Raw genomic sequence first — 15,826 nt, forward strand, 5'->3', positions numbered from 1 at the left:
CCACGGCGACAAGGCGACGACGCTCACCGTGAGCCACCTCGCGCCGACCATCCCCGAGACCGTGTACTTCGTCTATCAGATGACGTTCGCGATCATCACGCCGGCGCTCATTACCGGCGCGTTCGCCGACCGCATGAAGTTCTCGGCGATGCTCGTGTTCATGTCGTTGTGGTCGATCATCGTCTACTCGCCGATCGCGCACATGGTGTGGGAGCCGACCGGCTGGCTCGCGAGCGCAGGCATCCTCGACTTCGCGGGCGGCACGGTGGTGCACATCAACGCCGGCATCGCGGGTCTCGTGTGCTGTCTCGTGCTCGGCAAGCGCGTGGGCTATGGCCGTGAAGCCATGGCGCCGCACAACCTCGTGCTCACGCTGATCGGCGCGGCCATGCTGTGGGTGGGCTGGTTCGGCTTCAACGCGGGTTCGGCAGTCGCGGCAGACGGCCGTGCCGGCTTCGCGATGCTCACGACGCAAGTGGCCACCGCGTGCGCTGCGCTCGGCTGGATGTTCGCGGAGTGGATCGCCAAGGGCAAGCCTTCGGTGCTCGGCATCGCCTCGGGCGCCGTGGCGGGTCTCGTGGCCGTGACGCCGGCATCGGGTTTCGTCGGCGTGATGGGCGCGATCGTGATCGGCGTGGTTGCGGGCGTGGTCTGCTTCTGGTCGGCCACCTGGCTCAAGCACAAGTTCAACTACGACGACTCGCTCGACGCGTTCGGCGTGCACGGCATCGGCGGCATCATCGGCGCGCTCCTGACCGGCGTGTTCGCTGTGAAGGACATCGGCGGCGCGGACGGCAGCCTCATCCTCCAGGCCAAGGGCGTGCTCACGACCCTCGTCTACAGCGGCGTGGTGAGCTTCATCCTGCTCAAGGTGATCGACATGGTGATGGGCCTGCGTGTCTCCGAGGAGGAAGAGCGCGAAGGCCTCGACGTGGTGCTGCACGGCGAGCGCGTGGAGTAATAAGCGTGACGCGCGCTGCGGCGCGCGGTTCACAGTGTGCTTCGAAGCGCATTGTGCAGGTTTGCAGCCAGTTTGAAGTGGCAAGCAGTAACGAGTAGCACGGAGTACAGCGACTTGGGCCCGCCTTTATGGCGGGCCCTTTCTTTTTCCGGGCACTGGCGCCGGGCTTGCGGGAATAAGCCCGATTTCGTCTGCGTTAGCTTCAGTGTCCCTTCTTTTCGTGTGTCTCCATTGCGCGGGACCACGCGCGCGGTCCAGAATGGATATTCGATATGGATCGTACGGGACGCCCCGGTCAGGGACGCCAGGCTGGGGAGCCGTAGCCGGGGCCGGTGGGACGTCGAGTAACCCTATGGTCCGTAAGGGAAAAGCCGGCTTGCAACCGCTGCAATCGTCCCCAGATAAGCTCCCGGTTTTCCCTACCTCAATCAGCTTTTGTCTGCGAGTATTACCTTATGGTCCCGCATCTGGTTACGGCGTTGAACGGTCCGCTCCTCGAGCTCGAGCAGCGCATCCTTGACGCGACGCCGTCCATCGAGCGCTGGTTCCGCCTCGAATGGCAGGAGCACACGCCGCCGTTCTACTGTTCTGTGGACCTGCGCAACGCCGGCTTCAAGCTCGCGCCGGTCGACACCAATCTCTTTCCCGGCGCCTTCAACTGCCTGCCGCAGGAAGTGCTGCCGCTCGCCGTGCAGGCCGCCATGGCGGCCATCGAAAAGATCTGCCCGGACGCCAAGAACCTGCTCGTGATTCCCGAGATGCACACGCGCAACGCGTTCTATCTGGAGAATGTCGCGCGGCTCGCCACGATCATGCGCCAGGCCGGCCTGAATGTGCGCTTCGGCACGCTCGACGACACCATCGCCGGGCCGGTCACGATCTCGCTGGCGGATGGCCAGAAGATCGTGCTCGAGCCGCTCGAGCGCTCGCAGCGGCGCCTGGGTCTCAAGAACTTCGACCCGTGCTCGATCCTGCTGAACAACGACCTCTCGGGCGGCATTCCGCCGGTGCTCGAGAACCTGCACGAGCAATACCTGCTGCCGCCGCTGCACGCGGGCTGGGCGGTGCGCCGCAAGTCCACGCACTTCTCCTGCTATGACGACGTGGCAAAGAAGTTCGCGAAGATGGTCGGCGTCGATCCGTGGATGATCAATCCGTACTTCGCACACGTGGAGGGCGTCGACTTCGAGGCGCGCACGGGCGAGGAGAAACTCGCCGCCGCCATCGACGCGGTGCTCAAGAAGATCGCGAAGAAGTATCGCGAGTACGGCATCACCGAAAAGCCCTACGTGGTCATCAAGTCCGACGCCGGCACGGACGGCCGTGGCGTGATGACGGTGCACGACGCCTCCGAAGTCGCCGCGCTCACGAAGCGCGAACGTGCGAAGATGTCGGCCACGAAGGACGGGCTGGAGATGCGCGACGTGATCGTGCAGGAGGGCGTCTACACGTTCGAGCATATCGGCGACGAAGTGGCCGAGCCGGTCGTCTACATGATCGACCGCTACGTGGTGGGCGGCTTCTACCGCGCGCACGGCAGCCGCGAGCGCGACCAGAACCTGAACGCGCCGGGCATGCACTACGTGCCGCTCGGCTTCGAGCACACGGCGCTGCCGGACACGCGCGCGAAGCCAGGCGCCGCGCCGCCCAACCGCTTCTACATGTACGGCGTGGTCGCGCGTCTCGGGCTGCTGGCGGCGTCGGTCGAGCTGGAGAAGACCGACCCCGAGGCGATCCAGGTGTAAGCCGCGCGCGCACCGCTTTTCGCACAATTCAACGCAGCGCCCGCCCCGAGCGGGCGTTGCCGTCATAACACCAGGCATCCAGCAGGGACAAGGCAGGGACGATATGGACATTCTCTTCATCGCCGATCCGCTCGAGCGGTTCAAGATCTACAAGGACTCGACCTACGCGATGATGGCCGAGGCCGCGAAGCGCGGCCACACGCTGTTCGCGTGCGAGCCGCAGCATCTGGCCTGGGTGAGCCGGCGCGTCGAGGCCGACGTGCGGCGCTTCGAGATCGTCGGCGACACGGCGGACCTGCATCGCGAGACCTGGTTCAAGGCCACGCCCGACGCACGCGAGCTCACCGGCTTCGACGCGGTCATCATGCGCAAGGACCCGCCGTTCGACATGGAGTACGTCACCTCCACGTGGCTGCTCGAAATCGCCGAGCGCGCGGGCGCGAAGATCTTCAACAAGCCCCAGTCGATTCGCGATCACTCGGAAAAGCTCGCCATCGGCGAATTTCCGCAGTTCGTCGCGCCCACGCTCGTCACGCGCAGCGCGGCGCGCCTGCGCAAGTTCCACGAAGAGCACAAGGACGTGATCCTCAAGCCGCTCGACGGCATGGGCGGCATGGGCGTGTTCCGCGTGAAGGCGGACGGCATGAACCTCGGCTCGATCATCGAGATGCTGAGCCACGACGGCGCGCGCAGCGTGATGGCGCAGAAGTTCATCCCCGAGATCAAGGAGGGCGACAAGCGCATCTTGCTGATCGGCGGCGAGCCGGTGCCGTATTCGCTCGCGCGCATTCCGCAGGGCAACGAGGTGCGCGGCAACCTGGCGGCGGGCGGGCTGGGCGTCGCGCAGCCGCTCACCGCGCGTGACCTGGAGATCGCGAGAGCCCTCGGGCCGACGCTCGCGGCACGCGGCCTGCTGCTCGTGGGGCTCGATGCGATCGGCGACTGGCTCACCGAGGTCAACGTCACGAGCCCGACGTGCTTTCGCGAGATCATGGAGCAGACCGGCTTCGACGTGGCGGCGATGTTCGTCGACGCGCTGGAGCGCGCGGCGGCCTGAGCGCCGCGGGGTGGAGGGTGGGCTCGAATCACGCCTTGCCACACTTGATTCGAGCCGCTGCGGCGGCATTTAGCCGATGTGAAGGCGCAAATCCAGTGAGCAAATTCGCATGGTCTGCGCGAAAATGACCCTGCTACAATGCCGCGAGCCCGCGTTCCGGGCTGGCTGTCCGGCTTGCCGGAATGGCCGCGCGGCGCGTGTTCCGACCCTGCTGGCCCACGGCTGGCCGCAGGCTCGGCGCTGCCGGACGCGATCGATGGGTTCGGCACCGGCCGGGAAGGTCCCGGCATCAACTGAAGCCGCTATTTGCAGTCAGGCTGAAATGAAACTACCCCCACACGCCCTTTGGTCGCTGCGCCCCGAGCGGGTGTCGGCACTCCTGGGACGGCCCGGCGAGTACTGACATGGCAGGAATTCTGATCATCGCCCACGCACCGCTCGCCACCGCGCTGCGCGAGTGCATCGCCCATATCTACGGCGGCTGCCCTGCGCGCATCGGCGCGCTCGACGTGCTGCCCGATAGCGATCCCGTCGAAGTGGTTAACCAGGCCACGGCCGAAATCGAGCGTCTGCGCGAGGAGAACGGCGCGCTCGTGCTCACCGACATGTTCGGCGCCACGCCTTCGAATATCGCCGCCCGGCTCGCTACCGTGCCGCAGGTGCGCGTGCTGGCGGGCGTCAATCTGCCGATGCTCGTGCGCGCAGTCTGCTACCGCACGACGCCGCTCGACGTGTTGGTGGAAAAGGCGCTCGCAGGCGCGAGCAAGGGCGTTCAGGCGATCGGGCCGAGCACGCCGGCACCCGCCGAATGCGCTTGCGCGCCCACGCCGTGCGCCGAGGCGGCCGCCGATGCCGTGGCCAAGGCCGCAGCAGGCGCGGCGGGCGGGGTGGAGAGCGGCCAGGCCGCGGCCCTGCCGCTTGGCGCACTCAAGCCCGCTGGCGCGGCCTGAGTGGGCACTGAGCGGTCGCTGAGTGGGCCAAGCCGACGCATTGGCGGAGCGCGGCGATTTCACCGCCCGCGGATGCGCACAACGCCCTCGTACCGTAAAACGAACCGTTTGTATCACCGGCATCATCAACGCATCGACGCGGATGGACACGCAGCGCGCGTGTCCCGCGCGCGCGACGCACAATCACTGAGCATCACATCAACACACTGCGCCTGGATCGACGAACTATGCTGCAACAAGAAACGACCATCGTGAACAAACTCGGCCTGCATGCGCGTGCGTCGGCGAAGCTGACGCAGCTGGCGGGCAACTATCAGTCGGAAATCTGGATGAGCCGCAATGGTCGCCGGATCAACGCCAAGAGCATCATGGGCGTGATGATGCTGGCGGCAGGCATCGGCAGCACGGTGCTGATCGAAACCGAAGGCCCGGACGAAGGCGACGCCATGAGCGCGCTGCTCAAGCTCATCGCCGACAAGTTCGGCGAAGGCCAGTGAGCTTCGCGCTTCGGCGCGCGAGGCTCGCGCGGCGCTTGCCGCCGGCCTGACGCTTATTTGCCGTTACCGACGGCTGCCGCGGCATCGACTGCCGCGCCCGAACTCCATGACGCCGCGCTCGCCCGCGGCGTTTTCATTGCTGGATGCCGGGCGCGAGGCGTAAGGCGCAGTGCGGCGGCGCGAAAGCTCGCAATCCCTTATGGCAAGGGCCATCGGGCAACTATGGAGCAACCTCGGAGCAACTTCGCAGCGCTGCGGAATTTATAATGAAGCCCGGGGTCTGAGAGAGCGCATTGCAGCGGTTTGCCGCGGCATCACATAACCAGAGGAGGTGCGCGTGCCGTTCACGCTGCATGGAATTCCCGTATCACGCGGTATTGCCATCGGGCGAGCGTATCTGATCGCCCCGGCTGCGCTCGACGTCGACCATTATTTGATCGAGCCGCCGCAGATCGAAGGCGAAATCGAGCGCTTTCGCGCCGGGCTTGCGCTCGTCGAGCAGGAGCTCGATACGCTGCGCGCCGACCTCGCCGCCGACGCGCCCACCGAAATGGGCGCCTTTATCGACGTGCACCTCATGATCCTGAAAGACGTCATGCTCGTTCAGGAGACCATCGACCTCATCCGCACGCGCCGCTTTAACGTGGAATGGGCGCTCACCGAGCAGCTCGAGCGCCTCACGCGCCACTTCGACGACATCGAGGACGCCTACCTGCGCGAGCGCAAGGCCGACATCGAGCAAGTGGTCGAGCGCGTGCTGAAGGCGCTCGTGGGCGCCTCGCCTGCGACGCTGCACGGCGGCTGCGACGAGATGATCGTGGTCGCGCACGACATCGCGCCCGCCGACATGCTGCAGTTCAAGGGGCAGACGTTTCAGGGCTTCGTCACCGATCTGGGCGGGCGCACCTCGCACACGGCGATCGTCGCGCGCAGTCTCGGCATTCCGGCCGCCGTGGGCGTGCAGCAGGCGAGCGCGCTGATTCGCCAGGACGACCTCATCATCGTCGATGGCGACCACGGCGTCGTGATCGTCGACCCCGCGCCCATCGTGCTCGAGGAGTACACCTACCGCCAAAGCGAGATGGCGCTCGAGCGGCGCAAGCTGCAGCGCCTGAAGTTCTCGCCCACGCAAACATTGTGCGGTGCGAAGATCCAGCTCTACGCGAACATCGAGCTGCCCGAGGACGCCCAGGCGGCGCTCGACGCGGGCGCGACGGGCGTGGGCCTGTTTCGCACCGAGTTCCTGTTCATGAACCACAAGGACCAGTTGCCGGAGGAGGAAGAGCAGTTCGCCGCCTATCGCCGCGCAGCCGAGCTGATGAACGGGCTGCCCGTGACGATCCGCACGATCGACGTGGGCGCGGACAAGCCGCTCGACTCGATGAGCAGCGGCGACGGCTACGAAACCGCCGCCAACCCGGCGCTCGGCCTGCGCGCGATCCGCTGGAGTCTTTCCGAGCCGCAGATGTTCCTCACGCAGTTGCGCGCGATCCTGCGCGCGTCGGCGTTCGGCACGGTCAAGATCCTGATCCCGATGCTCGCGCACGCGCAGCAGATCGACCAGACGCTCGACCTGATTCGCGAAGCCAAGCGCCAGCTCGACGACGCGGGGCTCGCGTACGACCCGAACGTGCAGGTGGGCGCGATGATCGAGATCCCGGCGGCGGCGCTCGCGCTGCCGATGTTCCTGCGGCGCCTCGATTTCCTCTCGATCGGCACCAACGACCTGATCCAGTACACGCTCGCGATCGACCGCGCCGACAACGCCGTGGCCGATCTCTACGACCCGCTGCATCCGGCCGTGCTGCAGTTGATCTCGCATACGCTGCGCGAGGCGAAGCGCGTGGGCGTGCCGGTTTCGGTGTGCGGGGAGATGGCGGGCGATCCGCAGCTCACGCGCTTGCTGCTCGGCATGGGGCTCACCGAATTCTCGATGCATCCGAGCCAGTTGCTGGTGGTGAAGCAGGAGATCCTGCGCTCGCAACTCAAGGCGCTGGACAAGCCCGTGGCCGACGTGCTGGCCGCCTATGAGCCCGAGGAGCTGGAGGCGGCGCTCGGGCGGCTCGCGCACGCGTAGCGGGCTGTATCTAGCGTTTGCAAGCGCGGCAGGCGGCTTGCAACGATCGACAAGAAAAAGCCCCGGTGCGAACTGCACCGGGGCTTTTCACCATCTGGCGCCTGTAACGCGCTCAGGCGTGCCGCTCGCCGCAGACCGGGCAATCGGGCTGACGCGCCACGCGCATGGTGTTCCATTCCATGCGCAGCGAATCGAGCATCATCAGCCGGCCGACCAGCGGTGTGCCGATGCCGCCGATCACGCGCAGCGCCTCGGCGGCCTGCATCGCGCCGATGATGCCCACCGTGGGCGCGAAAACACCCATCGTCGCGCACGCCACTTCCTCGAAGGGCTGATCCTCGGGGAACACGCAGGCGTAGCAGGGCGAGGCCGCGTCGCGGAAATCGAAGGTGCTGATCTGCCCGTCGAAGCGCAGCGCCGCGCCCGAGACGAGTGGCACGCCGTGCCTCACGCACGCGCGGTTGATGGCGTGGCGCGTGGCGAAGTTGTCGGTGCAGTCGAGCACGACGCTTGCGCCCGGCACGTGTGCGTCGAGCCATGCATCGTCGATGCGAGCCTGCACGGCGTTGACCTTCACCTCGGGATTCAGGCGTGCGATCGCGGCGCGGCCCGACTCGACCTTCGCGTGACCCACCGACGCCGTCTCGTGCATGATCTGCCGCTGCAGGTTGGTGAGGTCGACGGTGTCGTTGTCCACGAGGGTGAGCGTGCCCACGCCCGAGGCCGCGAGATACATGGCCGCGGGCGAGCCGAGGCCGCCCGCGCCGATCACGAGCGCATGCGCGTCGAGAAAGCGCTGCTGCGCCTCAATGCCGATCTCGTCGACGAGGATATGGCGGGAATAGCGGAGGAGTTGGTCGTCGTTCATCGCGATGCCCACGGGGCTTGGGCGCTGCGATGGGCGTAAGAGCCGTGACGCGCGCCGTGAGTACAGAGTGCTTATTGTACTGGCGCGGGGAGCTTCGTTCTCGCGGCCCACGTTGGGCGGGCCGCGAGACGGGTGAGGGCGAGGCGGCTGACTGCAAACCGCGAGCAAGCGACGGGCAAGCTGCGCTCAGGCAGCTTGCCGGGTGCCCGCGTTACTTCGCCGGTGCGGAGGCCGCAGCGGGAGCGGAGGCCGCGGCGCCAGGCACCACCGAGGCCGACGGCTTCACGGCGATCGGCGCGGAAGCCGAGGTGGGCGGCTTCTGCTGCGCGAGACGGCGCTCCATCGGCGACTTCGATTCCGTCACCGGCTTGCCCTCGAGCTTGTTCAGCGCCTGCTGGAGCATGAAATCGTCCGGCGTGCCGAACTCGACGGGCTTGCGGTCGCGGTCCTTCTGGCGCTGCTCCGGCGTCTTCTTGTCGTTCTGCTCCTCGAGCTGGCGCAGCATGTCCATGCGCTCCTGCTCGCGCGCGTCCTGCTCCTTCTTCTCGTCCGGGTCCTGCGTGTTCGCGAGGTGGTTCTGGTAGTCCACTTCGCGCGTGACGAGTGCGTCGTCCGGATCGCCGTCGGCGTACTGGTCGACCGCAATGTCAGGACGGATGCCCTTGTTCTGGATCGAGCGGCCGCTCGGCGTGTAGTAATACGCCGTGGTCAGGCGCAGCGCCGTGTCGGCCGTCATCGGGCGCACGGTCTGCACCGAGCCCTTGCCGAAGGTCGTCTTGCCGACGATGAGCGCGCGCTTCTGGTCCTGCAGCGCGCCCGCCACAATTTCCGAGGCCGACGCCGAATAGGCGTTGGTCAGCACGATCATCGGCACGGTCTTGAACTCGGCCGCCTCGCCCTTGAGCGGGTCGCCGTCGAACGAAGGCAGGCGGTAGTTCTCATAGGTGTCGCGGTAGACCTGCTTGGAGTCCGGGATCTGGCCGTTCGTGGAGACCACGACCGAGTCCGGCGGCAGGAACGCGCCCGCCACGCCCACGGCGCTCTGCAAGAGCCCGCCGCCGTTGTTGCGCAGGTCGAGAATGAAGCCCTTGAGGTTCGGCTCCTGGCGTGCGATGTCCTGCAGCTTCGTGGCGAGGTCGGGGACCGTGCGCTCCTGGAAGCTCGTGATGCGCACGTACGCGTAGCCTGGCGCCAGGATCTTCGACTTCACGCTCTGCACCTTGATGATGGCGCGCGTGATGGTGAGCGGGAAGGTGCGGTCGTCGGTCTTGCGGAAGATCGTGAGCGTGACCTTCGTGCCCGGGTCGCCGCGCATCTGCTTGACGGCCTGGTCGAGCGTCATGCCGCGCACGGGCTTGTCGTTGATGCGCGTGATGAGGTCGCCCGGACGGATGCCGGCGCGAAACGCGGGCGTGTCCTCGATCGGCGAAATGACCTTGATCAAGCCGTCTTCCGACGAAATCTCGATGCCGAGCCCTGCGAAGCGGCCCTTGGTCTGCTCCTGGAGCTCTTGATAGTCGGTCTTGTCGAGATACGACGAGTGCGGGTCGAGGCTCGACACCATGCCCTTGATGGCGGCGGTGAGGAGCTTCTTGTCGTCGACCGGCGTGACGTACTCATGCTTGATCTGACCGAACACCTCGGCGAAGAGCCGGAGCTGGTCGAGCGGCAGCGGCTCGATCACGGTTTGCTGGGTTTGCTGCGCCGAGGCGGAAATCTGCAAGGTGGCAAATACGCCGGTCGCGAGGCCAGCTGCGATCAGGCCGATGTTTTTGAGGTTCTTTCGCATAGAGGTTGTTGCGTGCGGTCGAAAGGCGCGTTGCAGCGTCTAATGGAAAAGCGACGGACAAGTATAACTGCACACTTGGCCGCTCTGTGTATAAGGCGCGCTCGATCCCGGTGGAGGAAGCGCCCACGAGGGCAATTCGAGCGGGGAAGCGGGGACGAACGTTGCGGGTTCGACAGTCCGAACCCGCCTGGGTTCGCACGTTGTGTGCCGCAAAGCCTTGCTGGGCGCGGAGCTGGCGCGAAACTGGCGCTGCGCTGACCGCGGGTTGGCTGCGAGCTGATCGCGAACTGACCGCGAGCTGATCGATTTGTCAGCGAAGGTGGAGAAGTGGAAGGAGGGACACGCTATTAGCGCAATTGATGCGCGGATCACGCGCATCGTGCGCCTGATCCGCGACCTGAGCGCCGGCCCCGTGCGGCTGCTGGGGCTGGTGCTCAGGATGCAAAACGGGGATGGAAACGGGACGAGGAAGGGCTTAGCCCGCCTTCTTGCCCTGGTTCGCGACGGCGGCCTGCGCCTTCGCGATGGCATCGGCGTCGCCCAGATAGTAGTGCTTGAGGGGCTTGAGGTTCTCGTCGAGCTCGTAGACGAGCGGCACGCCGTTCGGGATGTTCAGGCCGACGATGTCCGAGTCCGAGATGTTGTCGAGATACTTCACGAGCGCGCGAATCGAGTTGCCGTGCGCGGCGATCACGATCTTCTTGCCCGACTTGATGGCCGGCGCGATCGACTCGTTCCACAGCGGCAGCACGCGCGCCACCGTGTCCTTCAGGCACTCGGTGAGCGGCAGCTCCTCGCGCGGGACCTTCGCGTAGCGCGGGTCGTCGTAGGCCGTGCGCGAGTCGGTGGCCTCGAGCGCGGGCGGCGGCGTGTCGTAGCTGCGGCGCCAGACCAGCACCTGCTCGTCGCCGTACTTCGCGGCGGTTTCCGCCTTGTTCAGGCCCGAGAGCGCACCGTAGTGACGCTCGTTCAGGCGCCACGAGTGGACCACGGGCAGGTACATCTGGTCCATCTGGTCCTGCACGTGCCAGAGCGTGCGGATCGCGCGCTTGAGCACCGACGTGTAGGCGATGTCGAACGAATAGCCGGACGCCTTGAGCAACTGGCCGGCCTGCTGGGCCTCGCGGTTGCCCTGCTCGGTCAGATCGACGTCGACCCAGCCGGTGAAGCGGTTTTCCTTGTTCCACGTCGATTCGCCGTGGCGGATGAGTACGAGTTTGAACATGAAGATGACGGTCGGTAGTGAAGGAAGCGGTAATCGGGGACGGGGTCCGTCTGGAATGCGGCCGCAGGCGCGCTGCTCATGTGGCTGCCTCGCGGCGACGGTCCGGCCCCGTGGGTCGCATGCCCGGCTGCACACCCGGGCTGGGGGGCGGCAACCTTGCGACAAACGGTTATTTTATAATGAGCGGATTGCCTGAATCAGTTTTCCCCCGATTTCTCTTTTTCCCGGCGGATCATCCGTGACGTTCTTTACTAATTACATCAACCTTGTACTCATCGCGATCGTCCTCATCTCGGGAGGGTTGCTACTGTGGCCGACGCTCAAGCGCGGCGGGCGCGGCGGCGTTTCCGCCGCCGAGGCGACGCAGCTCATCAACCGCCGCAACGCGGTGGTGATCGATCTGCGTTCCGCGGACGACTTTGCGAAGGGCCATCTGCCCGCCGCCCGCCATCTGGAATTCGGCGAGTTGCAGGCCAAGGTCGCCCAGTTCGTGAAGAACAAGAGCAACCCGGTTTTGCTGGTCTGCCAGACGGGCCAGCAGTCGCACAAGGCGCTGCGCGTCGTGAAGGATGCCGGTTTTGCCGAGGTCCACGTGCTGGACGGCGGCGTGAACGCCTGGCAGCAGGCCGGCATGCCGGTCGTGAAACAAGGAGCTTCGAAGTGAGCAAGGTAGTCATGTACAGCACCCAGGTGTGCCCGTATTGCCAGATGGCCGAACGTCTTTTAAAGTCGCGCGGCGTCGACCATGTGGAGAAGGTGCTGATCGACCGGGACCCCGCGCGGCGTGAAGAGATGATGACGCGCACCGGCCGGCGGACCGTGCCGCAGGTTTTCATCGGCGAGACGCACGTGGGCGGCTACGATGACCTCTCCGCGCTCGATCGCGCGGGCGGCCTGATGCCGCTGCTCGAAGCTGCAGCCTGAAGCGGTTCTGGCTGGCTCGACGTCGCGCTTTGGCGTCGTGCTTTGACGTAGTGCGTTGACGTTGTTTCAGGCGGCGCGTCGCTGCGCCGCAGTTTTTCGCCCGCGCGAGCCGGTAAGGGTCGCGCGGGCGCGTTGTCGTCTGTTGCTGCTCATTGCGGCTGCGCCGCGTTGCCTCGACATTGCGAGACGACGCGATACTGTGCGGTTGCAACTCAATTTAATCAGGAAGCCAAACACCATGTCTGACGAGAACAACCAGCCGTTCTTCAACATCCAGCGCATCTACCTCAAAGACCTGTCGCTAGAGCAGCCGAACTCGCCGGCCATCTTCCTCGAGCAGGACATGCCTTCGGTGGAAGTGGAAGTCGACGTGAAGGCCGAGCGTCTCGCGGAGTCGGTGTTCGAGATTCTCGTGACTGGCACGGTCACCGCAAAGGTCAAGGACAAGATCGCGTTCCTGATCGAAGCCAAGCAAGCTGGCATCTTCGACATCCGCAATATTCCGGCGGAACAGGTCGACCCGCTCGTCGGCATCGCCTGCCCGACCATCCTGTTCCCGTACCTGCGCTCGAACATCGCCGACGCCATCACGCGTGCGGGCTTCCCGCCGATCCATCTGGCCGAGATCAACTTCCAGGCGCTCTACGAGCAACGTCTGCAGCAAATCGCGCAGCAGCAGGAAGGCGCCAGCAGCGCAACGCATTGATTGAGCGCTGAAACGAAACCACCGGTGCGGAGTATCGGAATGAAAGTCGCCGTTCTCGGCGCCGGAGCGTGGGGCACCGCGCTGGCAGGGCACCTGGCCCAGGCGCATGACACGGTGTTGTGGGCGCGCGATGCCGCGCTCGTCAACGCAATGCGCCAGACGCACGAGAACGCCCGCTATCTCGCGGGCGTCTCGCTGCCGAAAAAGCTCCACTACGAAACAGATCTTGCCGCCGCGCTCGACCATGCGTCGGGCGAGGCGGATCTCGTCGTGCTCGGCACGCCGGTGGCGGGTCTGCGCGACATGCTGCGCACCATGCGCGGCATGAGCCGCTCGCCCGCGCACTTCGTGTGGCTCTGCAAGGGCTTCGAAGCCGACTCACAACTGATGCCGCATCAGGTCGTGGCGGCCGAGCTGCCCGGGCACAAGAGCAACGGCGTGCTCTCGGGGCCGAGCTTCGCGCGCGAGGTGGGCGAGGGCCTGCCTGTCGCGCTCACCATTGCGAGCCCGTCGGCCGACTGCCGCGAGCGTACGCTCGCCGCGTTCCATCACCGCGCGATGCGCATCTACACCGGCGACGACATCGTGGGCGTGGAAGTGGGCGGCGCGGTCAAGAACGTGCTCGCGATCGCGACCGGCATTTCCGATGGACTCGGCCTCGGCCTGAACGCGCGCGCCGCGCTCATCACGCGCGGTCTTGCGGAGATGACGCGCCTGGGCGTGACGCTCGGCGGGCGCGCGGAGACCTTCACCGGCCTTACGGGCTTGGGTGACCTCATCCTCACCGCCACGGGCGACCTCTCGCGCAACCGCACCGTGGGCAAGCAGCTCGCGAGCGGGCGCACGCTCGACGACATCCTCGGTGCGCTCGGCCATGTGGCCGAAGGCGTGCGCTGCGCGCGCGCCGTGCTCGCCATCGCGCGAGAGCACAATATCGAAATGCCGATCACCCAGGCGGTATGTGCCGTGCTGTTCGACGGCGTGGCTTCGCGCGATGCCGTGAGCGCCCTGCTCAGGCGCGACGCGAAGGCGGAGTAAGTGCTAAACCGCTAACCCCGATCGACAGCTAAAGCGCAAACTCCGTATCGCAAGGAGGACCGTCATGCTCACCATCGGAAACTGCCGCATCGAAGCGCAAGTCGTCGACATCACGACACTGCACGTCGATGCCATCGTGAACGCCGCGAACACGTCGCTGCTCGGCGGCGGCGGCGTTGACGGCGCGATCCATCGCGCGGCCGGCCCGGATCTGCTGCGCGAATGCCAAACGCTGAACGGCTGCCCGACCGGCGACGCGAAGCTCACCGCCGGCTACCGGCTTCCCGCAAAACACGTGATTCACACCGTCGGGCCCGTCTGGAACGGCGGCGCGCGCGACGAGGCGTCTTTGCTCGCGTCGTGCTACCGGTGCTCGCTCGAATGTGCGCGCGCGGCCGCCGTGAAGAGCATTGCGTTTCCGGCGATCAGTTGCGGCGTTTATCGCTTTCCCCCTGACGAGGCAGTGAAGATCGCGGTACAGACCGTGATCGACGCGCTGAGTGCCGATCCGTCGCTCGAGCGCGTCGTGTTCGCCTGCTTCGACGACGCGATGCTCGCGCGCTACGAGCGCGAGTTGAGTGCGCGCGCTTCCGGCTGACGCGTCCGCGCGCGTATTCGCGCACATTCGCGCCTCGTTGGCCCTTCCTTCATTTGCCTGTTTTGCCTATTACTCGCCGCCTTCGAAGCCGGCCTGTCGCCACGCCTCGAACACCACGACGGCCACCGTGTTGGACAGATTGAGGCTGCGGTTGCCCGGCCGCATCGGCAGGCGCACGCGCTGTGCCGGCACGAAACGCTCGAGCACGGCGTCGGGCAGCCCGCGCGTTTCCGCGCCGAACACGAACCAGTCGCCGGGCAAGAACGCGTGATCGTGAAAGCGTCCCGAGCCGCGCGTCGTGAACGCGAACATGCGCAACGGATCGGGCGTCTCGGCGGCGATGAAGGCATCCCAGTCGCGATGCACGTGCATCTGGGCGTACTCGTGGTAGTCGAGGCCCGCGCGGCGCATTTTCGTGTCGTCGAGTGGGAACCCGAGCGGCTCGATCAGATGCAGCCGCGCGCCCGTGTTCGCGCACAGGCGGATCACGTTGCCGGTGTTCGGCGGAATTTCCGGTTCGACGAGAACGACGTTGAACATGACGATGAAAGTCCTGAAAAAGCAGTAAAAACGAGAAAGAGGCGTTCAGTCTTTCGGCGTGCGCAGCGCGACGAAATTCGTCACGCGCCGTGCGCCGGCTGCCTTGAGCGTATGCGCGAGCGCGTCGAGCGTTGCGCCCGAGGTCATCACGTCGTCGACCACGCCGACATGCAGGCCGGAAAGACCATGGCTCGCGCGTGTGAGCGCGAACGCGCGGCCCACGTTGCGGCGGCGCGTCTCGCGATCGAGCTTCGATTGCGCCGCCGTATGCTGCGTGCGGCGCACCAGCGTGGCGTCGGCACGCGTGCCGAGCGTGCGGGCGAGCGGCCTCGCGATCTCCCACGCCTGGTTGTAGCCGCGCTCGATCAGGCGCTCGCGCGAGAGCGGCACCGGCACGATGAGCACGGGCGCGTCGGCATTATCGAGAACGTCGGCCGCCGCTTGCGCGAGACGCCGCGCGAACTCCTCGCCGAGCGCGAGCCGGGCGCGAAACTTCAGGCCGAGCACGAGGGCATCGAGCGGTGCGCGATAGTCCGCAAGCGCGAACGTGGCGTCGAAAGCGGGTGGCGCTTTCACGCAAGCGTCACATCGGTAGCGATCGTGCGCGTGCCGCATCGCGCGACGCATGCCCGACAGCGGCAGCGCGCAAACGCTGCAACGCAGGCGCGCCTCGTTCCAGTACGCCGCATCGCAAGCCGCACACAGCACGGCGCGCACATCGTTGTGCACATTGCGACTTTGACGCGACAAATTGCCGCATAATGGGCACAGATCAGGCAGCACGAACTGGGCGAGCCGCGGCCAATGTGCCCTTACGCTCCGATGGACGCGCGCCGCTGCGTGCCGCATGG

General features: G+C 66.2%; 16 protein-coding genes. 11 read left to right on the plus strand and 5 right to left on the minus strand.

The window, feature by feature from the left end; translation table 11 throughout:
* The 6 genes from EYW47_RS17365 to ptsP all read left to right on the plus strand — a co-directional run.
* Window positions 1-961 (plus strand): ammonium transporter (locus tag EYW47_RS17365; RefSeq protein WP_133196086.1); only part of this gene is annotated, 961 nt, incomplete at its 5' end.
* 455 nt (window positions 962-1,416) lie between these two features.
* Complete coding sequence (gshA, locus tag EYW47_RS17370) at window positions 1,417-2,706, plus strand: glutamate--cysteine ligase (RefSeq protein ID WP_133196087.1); 1,290 nt, start codon at window positions 1,417-1,419, stop codon at window positions 2,704-2,706.
* Between the two features lie 103 nt (window positions 2,707-2,809).
* A complete protein-coding gene (gshB, locus tag EYW47_RS17375; protein ID WP_133196088.1) occupies window positions 2,810-3,763 on the plus strand; it encodes a glutathione synthase in 954 nt (317 codons plus the stop codon).
* A gap of 404 nt (window positions 3,764-4,167) precedes the next feature.
* The gene (locus EYW47_RS17380) at window positions 4,168-4,713 is read left to right on the plus strand and encodes a PTS sugar transporter subunit IIA (protein ID WP_133196089.1); all 546 of its coding nucleotides are present in this window, start codon (window positions 4,168-4,170) and stop codon (window positions 4,711-4,713) included.
* Window positions 4,714-4,940: 227 nt separating this feature from the next.
* On the plus strand, window positions 4,941-5,210 hold the full coding sequence (locus tag EYW47_RS17385; protein WP_028220027.1) for an HPr family phosphocarrier protein: 270 nt from the start codon (window positions 4,941-4,943) through the stop codon (window positions 5,208-5,210).
* 337 nt (window positions 5,211-5,547) lie between these two features.
* On the plus strand, window positions 5,548-7,287 hold the full coding sequence (gene ptsP, locus EYW47_RS17390; RefSeq protein WP_133196090.1) for a phosphoenolpyruvate--protein phosphotransferase: 1,740 nt from the start codon (window positions 5,548-5,550) through the stop codon (window positions 7,285-7,287).
* A 112-nt stretch (window positions 7,288-7,399) separates the two neighbouring features.
* Here the strand turns inward: ptsP and EYW47_RS17395 are convergent, their stop codons facing one another.
* The 3 genes from EYW47_RS17395 to gpmA all read right to left on the minus strand — a co-directional run bounded on the left by EYW47_RS17395 (window position 7,400) and on the right by gpmA (window position 11,169).
* A complete protein-coding gene (locus tag EYW47_RS17395; RefSeq protein WP_133196091.1) occupies window positions 7,400-8,155 on the minus strand; it encodes a HesA/MoeB/ThiF family protein in 756 nt (251 codons plus the stop codon).
* 211 nt (window positions 8,156-8,366) lie between these two features.
* Window positions 8,367-9,944, minus strand: coding sequence for a S41 family peptidase (locus EYW47_RS17400; protein ID WP_133196092.1), 1,578 nt, complete (start codon window positions 9,942-9,944; stop codon window positions 8,367-8,369).
* A gap of 475 nt (window positions 9,945-10,419) precedes the next feature.
* Window positions 10,420-11,169, minus strand: coding sequence for a 2,3-diphosphoglycerate-dependent phosphoglycerate mutase (gpmA, locus tag EYW47_RS17405; RefSeq protein WP_133196093.1), 750 nt, complete (start codon window positions 11,167-11,169; stop codon window positions 10,420-10,422).
* Between the two features lie 238 nt (window positions 11,170-11,407).
* Between gpmA and EYW47_RS17410 the strand changes: the two genes are divergently transcribed.
* The 5 genes from EYW47_RS17410 (at window position 11,408) to EYW47_RS17430 (ending at window position 14,435) form a co-directional block, all read left to right on the plus strand.
* On the plus strand, window positions 11,408-11,833 hold the full coding sequence (locus EYW47_RS17410) for a rhodanese-like domain-containing protein (RefSeq protein ID WP_028220022.1): 426 nt from the start codon (window positions 11,408-11,410) through the stop codon (window positions 11,831-11,833).
* Entirely contained in the window at window positions 11,830-12,093 is a 264-nt protein-coding gene (gene grxC, locus EYW47_RS17415) for a glutaredoxin 3 (protein WP_028220021.1), read from the plus strand. The genes EYW47_RS17410 and grxC overlap by 4 nt, the downstream gene beginning before the upstream one ends.
* Window positions 12,094-12,331: 238 nt before the next feature.
* A complete protein-coding gene (gene secB / locus EYW47_RS17420) occupies window positions 12,332-12,799 on the plus strand; it encodes a protein-export chaperone SecB (RefSeq protein WP_133196094.1) in 468 nt (155 codons plus the stop codon).
* Between the two features lie 39 nt (window positions 12,800-12,838).
* Window positions 12,839-13,837: an NAD(P)H-dependent glycerol-3-phosphate dehydrogenase gene (locus EYW47_RS17425; RefSeq protein WP_133196095.1), complete on the plus strand. Its 999-nt coding sequence runs from the start codon at window positions 12,839-12,841 to the stop codon at window positions 13,835-13,837.
* A 64-nt stretch (window positions 13,838-13,901) separates the two neighbouring features.
* Entirely contained in the window at window positions 13,902-14,435 is a 534-nt protein-coding gene (locus EYW47_RS17430; RefSeq protein WP_133196096.1) for an O-acetyl-ADP-ribose deacetylase, read from the plus strand.
* Window positions 14,436-14,504: 69 nt separating this feature from the next.
* Here the strand turns inward: EYW47_RS17430 and trmL are convergent, their stop codons facing one another.
* On the minus strand, window positions 14,505-14,975 hold the full coding sequence (gene trmL / locus EYW47_RS17435) for a tRNA (uridine(34)/cytosine(34)/5-carboxymethylaminomethyluridine(34)-2'-O)-methyltransferase TrmL (RefSeq protein WP_133196097.1): 471 nt from the start codon (window positions 14,973-14,975) through the stop codon (window positions 14,505-14,507).
* A 45-nt stretch (window positions 14,976-15,020) separates the two neighbouring features.
* Window positions 15,021-15,824, minus strand: coding sequence for a ComF family protein (locus EYW47_RS17440; RefSeq protein WP_133196098.1), 804 nt, complete (start codon window positions 15,822-15,824; stop codon window positions 15,021-15,023).
* Window positions 15,825-15,826 lie beyond the last annotated feature (2 nt).

The sequence above is a fragment of the Paraburkholderia silviterrae genome (genome assembly GCF_004353915.1).
Taxonomy (GTDB): domain Bacteria; phylum Pseudomonadota; class Gammaproteobacteria; order Burkholderiales; family Burkholderiaceae; genus Paraburkholderia; species Paraburkholderia silviterrae.